9 protein-coding genes are annotated in these 12,420 nt (G+C 61.0%); 4 read left to right on the forward strand and 5 right to left on the reverse strand.

Features of this window, described 5'->3' with window-relative positions:
* Positions 1-103: 103 nt before the first annotated feature.
* Together HZC36_06665 and HZC36_06670 are read right to left on the reverse strand one after the other, a co-directional pair.
* On the reverse strand, positions 104-1,339 hold the full coding sequence (locus tag HZC36_06665) for a hypothetical protein (protein MBI5706656.1): 1,236 nt from the start codon (positions 1,337-1,339) through the stop codon (positions 104-106).
* A 132-nt stretch (positions 1,340-1,471) separates the two neighbouring features.
* Positions 1,472-2,182, reverse strand: coding sequence for a hypothetical protein (locus HZC36_06670; GenBank protein MBI5706657.1), 711 nt, complete (start codon positions 2,180-2,182; stop codon positions 1,472-1,474).
* 111 nt (positions 2,183-2,293) lie between these two features.
* Here HZC36_06670 and HZC36_06675 point away from each other — a divergent pair, with 111 nt between their 5' ends.
* A complete protein-coding gene (locus HZC36_06675; protein MBI5706658.1) occupies positions 2,294-4,327 on the forward strand; it encodes a hypothetical protein in 2,034 nt (677 codons plus the stop codon).
* A 220-nt stretch (positions 4,328-4,547) separates the two neighbouring features.
* Complete coding sequence (locus HZC36_06680; GenBank protein ID MBI5706659.1) at positions 4,548-4,949, forward strand: hypothetical protein; 402 nt, start codon at positions 4,548-4,550, stop codon at positions 4,947-4,949.
* Between the two features lie 2 nt (positions 4,950-4,951).
* On the opposite strand, the gene HZC36_06685 is transcribed toward HZC36_06680, so the two are convergent.
* Both HZC36_06685 and HZC36_06690 read right to left on the reverse strand, forming a co-directional pair.
* Positions 4,952-7,150, reverse strand: coding sequence for a redoxin domain-containing protein (locus tag HZC36_06685; GenBank protein MBI5706660.1), 2,199 nt, complete (start codon positions 7,148-7,150; stop codon positions 4,952-4,954).
* 352 nt (positions 7,151-7,502) lie between these two features.
* Positions 7,503-8,660 (reverse strand): hypothetical protein, encoded by a 1,158-nt coding sequence (locus tag HZC36_06690; GenBank protein ID MBI5706661.1) that lies wholly within the window; start codon positions 8,658-8,660, stop codon positions 7,503-7,505.
* Between the two features lie 195 nt (positions 8,661-8,855).
* Here HZC36_06690 and HZC36_06695 point away from each other — a divergent pair, with 195 nt between their 5' ends.
* Positions 8,856-9,440, forward strand: coding sequence for a PEP-CTERM sorting domain-containing protein (locus tag HZC36_06695; protein ID MBI5706662.1), 585 nt, complete (start codon positions 8,856-8,858; stop codon positions 9,438-9,440).
* A 78-nt stretch (positions 9,441-9,518) separates the two neighbouring features.
* Here the strand turns inward: HZC36_06695 and HZC36_06700 are convergent, their stop codons facing one another.
* On the reverse strand, positions 9,519-10,376 hold the full coding sequence (locus tag HZC36_06700) for a phytanoyl-CoA dioxygenase family protein (protein ID MBI5706663.1): 858 nt from the start codon (positions 10,374-10,376) through the stop codon (positions 9,519-9,521).
* Between the two features lie 501 nt (positions 10,377-10,877).
* On the opposite strand from HZC36_06700, the gene HZC36_06705 reads away from it, so the two are divergent.
* Complete coding sequence (locus HZC36_06705) at positions 10,878-12,413, forward strand: alpha-glucosidase/alpha-galactosidase (protein ID MBI5706664.1); 1,536 nt, start codon at positions 10,878-10,880, stop codon at positions 12,411-12,413.
* Positions 12,414-12,420: the final 7 nt, after the last annotated feature.

A 12,420-nucleotide genomic window follows, 5' to 3' on the forward strand; every position in this document is an offset into this window, starting at 1 on the left:
CGCTATCTCCTTGCGGCCCGTTGGGCCAAAGCTCGCGTAGCTACATGCGATGCATCCGGCGTCCACAAGCTCCCAGACGCCGGTTGCGCTTCGAACCCCGCCTTCATCCTTCCAACGCTCTCTTAGCCACGTCCCACATTCCGTATTCGTCAAGTTGGCTGTCGCAAAACATGACGATGCCGGGCACGCCCGTTTTTCGGATTCGCTCGACGACTCGGCTCAGTTTGGCGTCGGGGTAGGGTCCATTGGGTTCTTCTTTGAAGAGGAAATTGATGGCAATGCCGATGTAAAGGGCCTCGAAGTCCTTCGCCCACTCTTGTTGGTTCCCGATCGACTCCTCAAGCAGGTGCAGGTACTGCTCGAAGTTCCCCGGATAGTGGTCGCGGTAGTCCATCGGGATCGCAATATCCACATATCGATCAAATGTCCGCCAATCCTGGCCGATAAAGCGCCCACTATGGATTGGGTTCTTGAACACTGCCGCCGAGATCTTCATGCTGGGGTTCGCGGTTTGTACAGCTTCACGGCACTGCCTGGTGAACTCGGTGATCCAGTGGATTCGGTAAAGATAGAAGAAGTAATCCAGGTCGTATCGGCCCCCCTGGAAGAAGCTGCCGCTCAGTAGAAACTCGGCCTTGAACTTTCTGGGTAGTGTGTTCCAGTTAACCGGTAGGACCCTTGGACTTTGCTCCCAGTGGGCTTCGAGGTAGCCACGATCGTAGGATTCATGGAAAAACCGCTCATCAGGGTACTTCTCACTAACGAAACCTGCCCATTGCGGAAGGTGCTTCAGGCAGTAATCGCAAAAGCAGTAGCGATCGGGGGCAGCATCTCCGGGGTAACGCACGTAGTCGTGGTGGATGCTGACAAAGTTGTAGCGCTCGGCGAACTCCTTGTAGACGGGCACCAGCCACTGGTCCGTGTAGCCGGGCCGCTGTGCCGGGCACATCCAAAGTGGCCCCCAGGGCTTGCCACGCAGCATCTCCTCGGCGCAAGTTTTGCCGTCCGGGTCCAGCGCTGCCCAATCCGGATGAGCACGGTACGCGGCGCCGTTCTTGCCTTCAAAGAAGTCGATCATCCAGGCGTGGGCCTGCATCCCGCGCTTCTCGCACTCCTCTTGGAGGACCGCCGGCAAATCGAAATCTCCATAGCCTGGCGCAACACATTCGGGGAATCCAGGGCTGGGCCAATAGAGCAGGCCGTCGCCACCCTTGAGGTGCATGAACACCGCGTTGAATCCGTGATCTTTCAGTTTGTCCAGGTACTTGGCCACGCTCTCGCGGGTCTTTCCGCATTGCGCGGGACCGCCCCAAACACCCCGAACTTCGAAACCGCTCATGGTTCTATCTTGCCTCCGAGGTGAGGTGTTGTGCCCGCCGGCTGTCGCGCTTCGCGCTCCTGCCCCTCACCCGATTCGCTTCGCTCACCAGCCTCTCCCCCCTCGAGCAAGGTGGATGCCTGCGCTTCGTCCCTATCCCTTCTTCCTCGTCGGCGAAAGCAGGTCTTTCACCCCCCACGCCTCGGCGACGGCTATTAGGCCACCGCCGTCGTATTTGGCCAGTTCGCCTCGGACGAACGGGAACATGTCGTTTTGCCCGAAGAGCGCTTCCGAAAGCTCTCCGAAGTACTCCATCTGGTTGGTCGTAGCGTAGCCGTCGCGCTCCCTGCCATCCCAAAAGGCCACACGCTTGTAGAGCCCGGCCTTCATCGCAGCCTCGTAGGCCGACTTGATCCCCGCGTTTTCAAAGCCGCTCGCAAGGAAGCGGTCGTGATACGCGTGTGCCAGCTCGTGGAACACCATCCAGGGCTGATCGATGGTCCAGAGAAGAAACGTCTCGGCGCACCCCACTTCGATCCCTTTGGCCATTTCTGGGTTCATCGCGTGCTCCACCAGATATTCCTTGCCCGGGTGATAAGCCATGCATTGCGTGATCGGCGCCTTACGATGAACCCAGATCGGGACCTGCCTCAGCTGGCCAAGGGCAGGATGCGGGACGACCCGCGTGATCTGATAGAGCTGTTTGTCCAGCTCTTCGCGCACGGGATTCCATTCTAGAAGGCTGTTGAAGAGCGAGCGCTCGACGTGCGCCTTCCATCCCCGGATCTCGATGTCCCGATAACCTGGGTTCTGGGCAGTCTGAAAGGATGAGATCGCGGCGATGCCGAGCAGGAGCGAGGTCATGGCTCCATCTTATCCGTTCCAATGCCGTTCGTCCGCATCTATCGTTGAATCGTTTTGGTTCCTAAGAGAGTGTTGATACAATGAGTCTCACTTGTGGAGGAAAAGCTCAAAATGCTGAAGGCAAAGGCCATTGTTCCGATTCTCGTTGTTCTGTGTGCCCTTTTCCCGCTTCGCGGTCTGGGGGGCAGGGTTCAGGACTACCATCCGACGACTCCGGGGCTCACTGCCGCGGAGACGAGCATCGACCTGACGGTGCCTCAGGCGATGGAGCGCGCCACTAGTGCTTTGCGCGCGGCGGGGCTCGTGACCCACAAGCCCATGGAACACACCATTGGAGGCAACAACGAGTGGGTGATGGCGCTCATCGATTGCACGCCGTCTGGAGGCAAGACGCGAGTCGTGGTGTCCGCCGCATCCAACCCTACCAGGCGCGGCGAGTCCTACCGCGTCTGCATGTTCCTCATCGAGTACATGCGGACGGGAAAAACGCCGGCAAACGGTGGCTTGAGCGGAAGCGTGATCGGGGTCTGGGAATGGAAGTGGGAGAACTACATAGGCTCGGGGACCAGCATGGTCACCCTTCAGCAGGATGGCAAGGCGACCTGCCCCGACCCAGGCTGGGCTCCGGGCGAGTGGTGGGTCGAAACAGACGGGACCGTTCGAGTCTATTGGCCCACGTCCTATCCGAAAACGAACACCCATTACTCAATGGTCTTCACGCTGGCGCAAGATGGCCGAACGATGAGCACCAGCGCTGGAAACTACTATTACAAGTCCGTCAAGGCGACTCGCATTGGCGGTGCGCCATCTGTGACGCCACAACCTGGAGTTAGCCTCGAGAAGCTCGCGCCGGGAGTCTGGGAATGGAAGTGGCAGGGATATACCGGAGCGGGAACGAGCCAGGTCACACTGACACGGGACGGTAAGGTCACGTGCCCCGACCCTGGCTGGCAGCCCGGCGAGTGGTGGGTCCAGGATGGCAAGGTGATGGTGTATTGGCCGTCTTCTTCGCCAAGGACGAACCTCCACTACGTCGTTCAGTTCGCGATCACGGTTGATGGGAGGTCCATGACGACGACGAGCAGCAACTACTACTATCAGTCTGTTACAGCCGCTCGGGTCGGAGATGTGCCAAGCGGTGGCCCTCCGGCCGGCGGTGGAAGCACGGGAGGCTCGTCGGGCGGCGCCACGGGGGGAAATTCTGGTGGCGGAGCTGGCGGTGGCTTTAGGCTTCCCGAGCCAGGGCCAGGAGAAACAGCCACGGCGTTCGGGCCACCAAAATATGCTCCTGGCCCGTTGCCCTTGCCACCGGTTGGAGCACAGGGCGGAGGCGTGAAGACCGCGCTGCTCTACCGGCGCTCATGGCCTTTGGCCAGCGTCCCTTCCCGCCAGTCGGATGTGAACTTGGTCGCGCTGAAGGCCATCCACGTCGAAGATCAGTACGTCCCGGACGGGTATCTGCTGGTTGAAGTTGAACTGAGCAAGCCAAGCGCCGATTACACGGTAGATCTTTATGTCGGCGGATACCTGATCGCGCCCAAGGACGGAGTGGATGGGGTCAAAAACGCCGGATTCCGGCCCGCCTACGAGTGGGTGGGTCTGGGATGGTTCAACAGCAGGCATCCGGACCAAATGGGGAAGATCCGTCAATACCGGTTCTCGATCCCCCGCGTCCTGCCTGCGAAGATTCGAGCAGAGCTCTATTGGACTCCCTTGGGCAAGCCGCGCACGTTCGTCAGCCAGCAGGAGACGTCTTTCACCATGCCTTGGGGCGACCAGGCATGCGTGATGGGCACGATTATTGGCGATAAGGATAAGGACGTGGTGACGCAAGTTGCCGCTCTGGTAACGGCTGGTACGACGGACTTGGTCATTTCGATCCCGGGAGAGGTCCGTCCAGAGAGCAACCCCTACATCAACGACTTTGTCGCAGGACTCCACTTCAAAGACGGCGAAACCGAGTACCGCGATAAGACCATTCGGTACCTAAACAGAAAGGTCAAGTGGCGCGAACTGAGCATCAGCGTGGGTCCCCCATTTAAGGATCGGGACCATCGCAACAACCGTTTTTGGCCGGGCCTCACCAATGGGGGCTACGTGGAAGGAGAGCCCATATGGATTGGGGGCTCAGGTAGAGCCGGATAGAACCTGTCCCGTAAACCGTAACCGGCCGAGTCTGGAGACTGGCGTTCCTATGCCTGCGAGACCATCTGAGGGACGAGTTACTTGAATGTCTCCGTAGTGCGAACAGGCTGCCCCTTCATGCCATGGCGGGACCAACGTCCCGCCGGAGCCAAGGTGGCCGAACACTCGCAATCTTTACTTCCGTCTAAGGAAAGTATCCACAACGCCAAAGGAGGAAACCATGAGAAACACACTCAGTACGGTCCTGGCGATAAGCGCTATGGCCTTCGCCACCTTTGCCCCCTCGTTGGCTCACGGGCGCGTGCTTGAACCCCAAAGTGCGGCCATCAAGCACCGAGAGAAGATGAAGAACGAATGGAAAACGATCGCCATCGGCTCAGGCGTGCTCGGCGCCATCGGCCTGCTCAACAAGGACGGGACCCTTACGTTCCTGGGCACGGCGGGAGCGCTCTATTCGGCCCACCGATACGAGCAGGATCGCAAGAGCGAGAACAAGCTGCGGCGCGCACGCGCGGCCACCTTCAGCAAGGCGTACATCTATCGCAACGGCAAGAAGTACGTCCGCCGCACAGTCTACAAGGGCGGCAAGAAGTACTACCAGTTCGTGTGCATGAAACACTAACGCTACCGACGTGGTGAGGCGAGTTCTGCGTTGACTCGCCTCACCTCACCCAGCAGCCAGTCGACCTTGTCGAACGGGTCGCCTCCTGTGCGCTTCCATCGGACTTTCCCCTCCGAGTCGATCAAGATCGTCGAGTGGAGCTCGATGTTCTCGAAGTCGTCGTAACTGGCGAACCGTCGGGCGTTTTCGTGGTCCTTGTCGGAGAGCAAGCGGAACCCGATCTCGCCAAGTTTGAGCGATTCACGAATCTGCTTCGGCGTGGCGCTGCTCACGGCCAAGATGGCCGTGTTCTCTTTCTCGAACGCTGCGCTCGACCCGTTCACTTTTCGGAGTTGCTCCATGCAGTGCACACACTCGTCGCTCAGGTAGAAGATCAGCAGGACGTTCTTGCCCCGATAGTCGGTGAGGCGGACGCTCCGGCCGTTCGCGTCAGTTACGGCTAGCTTCGGAGCCTCATAGGGTTCCCAGTTCCCTGGGCCGAGCCGGTTCAGTGCAGAGGGCTTGTAGATCCGCTCGGGAGAGGCGGGATCGGCAACGGGGCTTTCGCGTAATCCAAGAGCGGTGACGTCCTTCAGCCACCGAAGGTCCCGATCCGCTCCCGACCACACGTGCCGCAGCTTTCCCGCGTATTGCCTTGCCTTTTCGGTTTCTCGCAGCGCTGCGTGGCAGACCGCCAAACCGGAAAGCGAGAAGCCATCGTACGGAAGATGCTTGAGCGTCGCTTCAAAGTAGGGAATCGCCGCAGCGAAGTCCTTGGCCTTCAGATACAGCTCGGCCAGCATCCGCGGAACCATGATCGGATCACCAGGAGGGTCACCCAGGCCGTAGGGGCTGTCGGCATAGGCTTTGACTTCCTTGTCGGCTTCCTCCTTGAGCACCTTCGCGCCATCGGCGGGCTTGCCCATCGCCGACAAGATGTTCGCTGCGAGAATCCTCCCCTCAGGGGTCTTGGCCTGAGCGATCTCCGCCTCGCTGAGTTCGCCGCTGCCCTTTTTGCCTTCGAGGATCGCAAGCCGAAGGGTCGCCAGGTCCACCTTGCCTGTCCCGGCATAGGCGAGGCCCTCGATGAACGCGCGTTGCTGGCCGTAGGGGCTCTGATTGCGCCACGGAATTGAACCCGTACGCAGGATATCCCCCCACCGTTCGAATTTCACGAGTGCCCGCACCAGGGCTTCAACGCCCGTATCGTACGACTCAAAGTTGTTGTACAGAGGGTCCAGGGGGGCAGCGATCAGGTCTCGCGCACCTTGGATTGCGGCGTCTGCCATACCGAGCTGCTCCTGGATGTAGGAGAGGTAGGTCCGGTTGTGCGCGAAGTTCCACTCCTCGAAAGGTAGCGCCATGCGGGCGTTCATGTACTTCAGCTCGACCCTCGTGGCGCCGTCCATCGCGATGGCAGCCTCATGCCACATGCCCACCTTGCTGAAGATGTGTCCGGGCATGTGCATGGCATGGCCGATTCCAGGGGCGAAGGAGCCGTATTGCCGGCAACTGTCCACACCTTTGTAGGGGTCCGGAAAGTCCCAGTTGTGAATGCGGTAGTGGTGGGCCCCTGGGTGGCTCGGCGCGACTGCGATAACCTGCTGCAAGACCTTGTCGTTCTCGGACGCCGAAAGGAGCCCGATGGAATAGAGCCCCGCGTACGCCTTGGCCTCAATGTCGTTCGGATGGGCCTTGGTGATGTCAAGCAGCCGCTTGCTAAGGGTTCCTCCAGAGTCTTTGTTACCTTCGGCGAAGGCAGCTTCCCAAGCCTCGATGAACGCACGCTCAATCGGCGTGGCCTTGTCCTTTCGCGCTGCGGCTTCCTTAAGGAAGGCACGGTATCTGTCGTATTCTTTGCCGTAGCGGGCGCCCATATTCGACCAGTTGAGGCCGGTCGCCGTGAGGCCCCAATAGGCCATCGCACAGTCGGGGTCGAGCTTCAGGCACCAGCGAAAGGTGCGTTCGGCCTCCTCATACCAAAAGCTGTGGAGCAGCGCGTTGCCTTGGTTGAACCACTCTTGGACCTCGGGAACCTTGGTGGTGATCCGGAACGGGGCGGTGCCGATGCCGTCCATCTTCCAGGGTTTGGTGCGCATCCCGGTGTCGAACGCCTTTCCGTGCGCCGAGTGGCCAAAGTCTTTGCCAGCGACTTGGCCCATCGCCAAGGAGCCCGCTGAGGCCAACAACAGCAGTGGAAGGATTCTTGACTTCTTTGTCATGGTAAGGGTTTCCATTGTAGCGAGTTCTATCGCTACGGGAGATGAAATAGGGCCAGAAATCGGCGGGAAATTCGACGTTTCAGGATTGCGGACTGCGGACTGCGGACTGCGGATTGTGGACTGACGAGTATTTGGCCCCCAGGCCTCTGTCCCTTCAGGCCCATAGCCGCTGGTCTTCAGTCTGCGCAGCTAGGGATTTCTCGCAAAGGCGCAGATGCGCAGAGGGACGCAAAGGGGCGTCAGAACCCGGCACTTCACCCATACAAACGCATCGACAAGGGTCGGTTGCCGGAACTCATGGGTAAGGATCGAACGGAGCGACGGGTGGCACCCGAAACCACCCCACTACCCTTCACCCATACACCTCCCTCTCCAGCCTCCTTGCTTCAGACTCCGTCGCGCACTCGACCATCAGATACATCCCCTCGGGGCCGAGGGCGTCGAGCAGGGGCAGCACCTCGTCCGGTTTGACCCAGATCGCCTGCACCGACTTTCCGGCCGCCCTGATGCGGCGGTACAACTCGTACCACTGGGGCGAGCCGCCACCAGGGAACTGCGGCTGCGGCGTCCACTCCACCGCGTTCAGCGATTCGATTTCCAGCACGGCATCGAGGATAGGGAAGCAGTCGGTGCCGTCGAGGTGGAACATCGAGTAGTCGAGCCAGTCGCATTGGCGGGATAGCGAGGGAAGGACGAACTTGCGGAAGTGCTCGGGGGAGATCATGGAGCCCGCGTCGCACTGGACCTTAGCGGTCTTCCCCGGTCCCCAAAGGCTGAAGGCGGCGAACACCATCCCTCCCGATTCCCCCTCCTCCTGCCCTGGAGGAGGAGGGGGTAGGGGGTGGAGGTTCTGAGATTGCGGATTGCGGATTGCGGATTGCGGATTCGAGAGCCTGATCCGCTCATAGATCAGGTCGAACGTCTCGAAGAACGCCTGGTTGATCGCCTCGATCTGCGCAAGGACCCACTCGGGACGGTCTATCGAGTCGATCAGGAGTTCCATTGGGTCGCGGAGCTGCGCCAGCGTGTCCCAGTTCTCGATGAGGTCCGGCATCCCGACCGGCAGCCAGCCTCCAAGGGTCTGAGAAACTCGAATTGCCTCGTCAATCAGGGCGAGATGTGTCTGCCACCATTGGTTGGCCGGGTTAAAGCGGACCGGCGGCGTGGCGTCGGGGTCCTGGATGCACGGGTTGTACCAAACCGTGGTCTCTGCGAACCCGGGTTCGCAGCCGAGGAAGAGCCCGAGCGAGCCGGGGCCGATCATCGTGTCGAGGTAGGGAAAGGCTGCGCCCCCGTGGTAGGTGCGGGAGAGCCAATGGAGCGATTGCTGAACGCGGAAGGTTGGGTCGATCCACCGTTGTTCGAGGTCTGCCGGAGGTGCCGGCTCAGGGACTTCCAGCCAAGGCTCCTCTGCGGGAGCCGTAATCCACAGGGCGCAGCCCTTGCCGAGCCACCAGTCCAGGAGCCGAGACCGGGCGATGCCCCAGTCGTTCTGGCGCATTGTGTCCACAGCCCAAGTTTGGCAGGCGGCTCGTCTTTATGGGCTGCCGAGAATCGGCGGAAGGCTGACACCGCATCGGACCGCCACCTGCAAGAACCGGCAACTTTACGGGCTGGATACACCTTGGACGTGTTTCACTTCCGTTGTAGGATATCTAGGACTCACGCACGCTGGTGAGTTGTATTGATTGGAGGTTTCTAGGAAATGAGACTCAAAACGCTGACTTTGGCGGCTGTTGCCGTCATCGTCCCACTGGCTTCGACCAGCTTTGCCGTGACCGGCTTGAGGCCGGCTGCACCCGATCTCACTTGCACCGAGTCCATCGCTGCCATGGGAGGCGGGGTATATCGGTACACGTATACCCTTACAAATGTGTCCGCCCTTGCTCCGGTATGGTGGTGGGGCGTCTACACGAACAATGCGCCTGGCGGTCTGGTTTATGCGCCCATGGGCAGCGGCTATTTTGGAAGCATTCCTTCTGACATGGCCCTTGCCGGATACAGCTATATGGGCTGGGATACGAACTTCGCGTATGGCGGTGGCGGCGCCACCAGTGTTGGTACTGGCGGATCGAGCACCCTCGTGTTCGATGCGGTCGGATATGACGCTGCCAGCAAGCCCTTCTTCGCCGACATTGATGGTGAGTGGACCGGCGCAGGAACGCTAGGATCTAATGCCGACGGAACTCAAATCCTGAGCTATATGGGTGATACTTCGCCCGTGCCTGAGCCCGCATCATTCGCTGCACTGGCGATTGGAGTAGTAGCGCTCGCGCGACGTCGCCGATAGTCGGCCAAGCGTTCTTAGAGTGGGGCCGGCGCCCTTCAGGAAGTTGGCCCCGCTTTCAACGATCTGAGGTCAAGGGGACTATCCCCTCTCGGCGTAGTCGAACGCCGTATTGTGCTGCGTGTGGTCGATGTCGCCTTCGACCCAGTGCGCCCTGGTCTCCAGAACAGGGTGCTCGAAGAAGCTCTTGCATGAAGCAGGGAACTCCGGTCCCGGGCCGCAAGGGAAGAACGCCGCGTAGTGGATCATGGCGATCATCGGGCGGTGGTTGGGGCTGGGGTTGGGCATGCCGCCGTGCCACAGCCGGATATCGCGGATGAGCGCGCTGCCGAGCTTCACCGAGGGCTGAAACGGCTTGGAGATCGGCCGCTGCTCTTCCAGCATCGCTTCGGGGATCTTGATGTCGGCCGACCGCCAATCGCCGAACGGGATCTTGTGCGTGCCGGGCCAGAGCTCGATGGCGCCGTTACCCGCGTCCATGTCCACGAGCGGGAAGTTCACGACAAGGCAATAGGGCGGGCCGTAGAGGCCGGGCCAGAGATGGCCCATGTCGAAGTGGGTGGGCTGCCTTTGGCCGGAGGCGGCGAGCGCGGTGTTGCCGCTGTAGAAGGCGTTGTAGAGCCCGTCGCCGAGGATCGAGTGGGTGACTTGGATGATCAGGTCGTTCAGCAGCACATCCTTGAACAGGAACGGCGGAAAGGGCGGCGGGTCTTGTTGGATGTTGGCCTTCACGAAGTTGAAAGGCGTGTCGCCTCGGCTGAGCACCTTGTCCACGTCTGCGAGCATTTGCTCACGGATAAGCGCCAGGTGCTGGACGTCGGCGACAGCTTCCAGCACCACCATCCCATCGTCGAGGATGGCGTTTCTTGCGGCTTGGAGCGTTACCGGCGAGAACACGCCGGTGTGAAGTTCTTCGGGTGTGGGCTTGACGCACGTCATGATCGCCTCCGGGATTCAGTCTATCCCTTGGGCGCTCTTCCGAGCCTTAGCCGGCAAGCCACCCTCCGGGTGGGGATCCCCCCAGCTCGGAACACAGGGTGCCTCCACCCTTTACGGGTGGCGTCATAGTGGTCTCCGCCCGGCTCGCGGTTCTTGAGTATGGTCGGATGTGCCGTGCTCTGATGGGCTCAGTAGGGCCTGCTGCACAGTTGCATCCTACTTTCCCGACAGGAACCGACTCCACGAACACCACCCTAAAGGGTGGAGGCACCCGCGACTTCTATCACTCGGTGCAGACTCTAGCCCTGGGATCGACATGCCTTTGAACCAAAGGTCAATTACTCACCACACACAGTCGAAAAATGATGATCGAGAGCGAGCAAGGCCTCCCTCCCCCGACCCCTCCCTTCCCGACTTCGCCGGGACTCGGAAGCAGTTTCGACTCCCTCAAAACAAAGGGAGGGGAGCCCACGAGCTGCCCGAAATCCACTATCCTAGGCCATGGGCTTGAAGATCGCGGTTCTCGGCGCGGGGAGCGTCGGCTTTACGCGGGGGATGATCCGCGACATCCTGTGCGTTCCTGAGCTTCGGGAGATCGAGATCGCTCTGCACGACATCGACGCGCGGAACCTCTCGATGGTCGAGCAGCTTGTGCGCCGGGACATCGCCGCCTCGGGTCTGCCCACACAGGTGACAGCCCACCTAGAGAGAAAGAAGGCGATCGAAGGCGCGAAGTACATCTTCAGCTTCGTGCGGGTTGGCGGCCTCGAGGGCTTTGCGCACGACGTGTACATCCCCTTAAGGTACGGCGTGGACCAGTGCGTCGGCGACACGCTCGGTCCGGGTGGCCTGATGTACGCCCAGCGCGGGGTTCCGGTGCTTCTGGACTTCTGCGCCGACATCGAGGAATTGGCTGCGGACGACGCGCTGTTCCTCAACTACTCGAACCCCATGGCGATGCTCACGTGGGCGTGCCTGGAGTACACGAACGTGCGCACGATTGGACTCTGCCATGGCGTCATCGGCGGGCATCACCAGCTCGCCAGCGTCATCCAGCTTCTGGCGCGAGAGAGGGGCTGGATCGGCCCGGAGGACCGGGTCACCAAGGAAGACGTGGACATCGTCTGCGCGGGCATCAACCACCAGACGTGGTACGTGCAGGTGCGCTTCCAGGGCCGCGACATGACGCCCTACCTGCTGGAGGGGTTCCAGAAGCACCCCGAATTCCGCCAGACCGAGAAGGTGCGCATCGACATGCTGAGGCGGTTCGGCTATTACTCCACAGAATCCAACGGCCACCTGAGCGAATACGTGCCCTGGTATCGCAAGCGCCCGGCCGAGATCGCCGACTGGATCGACTTGAGCAGCTGGATCAACGGGGAGACCGGCGGGTACCTAAGGGTGTGCACGGAGGGGCGGAACTGGTTCGAGCAGGAGTTTCCGAGGTGGCTGGAAGAGCCGCCGTTCACCTTCGAGCCGAAGGACCGGGGCCAGGAGCACGGGTCCTACATCCTGGAGGGGCTGGAGACGGGCCGCGTGTATCGGGGGCACTTCAACGTGCGCAACGACGGGATCATCACGAATCTGCCGCAGGACTGCGTGATCGAAGCGCCGGGATATGTGGACGGAAATGGCATCTCGATGCCGGTGGTCGGCGATCTGCCGCTGGGGTGCGCGGCGGTGTGCAATGCGTCGGTCTCGGTGCAGCGGTTGGGGGTTGAGGCGGCGGTGCGAGGGGAAGTGGAGCTGCTCAAGCAGGCAATGATGCTGGACCCGCTGACGGGGGCTGTGTGCAACCCGCCGGAGATCTGGCAGATGGCCGACGAGATGCTGGTGGCGACAGGGCAGTGGCTGCCGCAATACCGGGACGAGGTTGCGTTGGCGCGGGAGCGGTTGACGGGTTCGGCGAGTTTGGCACGGTTTGGTGGGAATCGGGGTGCTGCGCGCCTGAGGGTTCGGTCTGCAGAGGAAATGTCTGAGGACGCGGCGGCCAAACGGGCCGCCGCGTCCTCAGACAAGGCCGGGATGACGGGGTGAGTTGCAC

It is taken from the genome of Armatimonadota bacterium (assembly GCA_016223145.1).
GTDB lineage: Bacteria > Armatimonadota > Fimbriimonadia > Fimbriimonadales > Fimbriimonadaceae > Nitrosymbiomonas.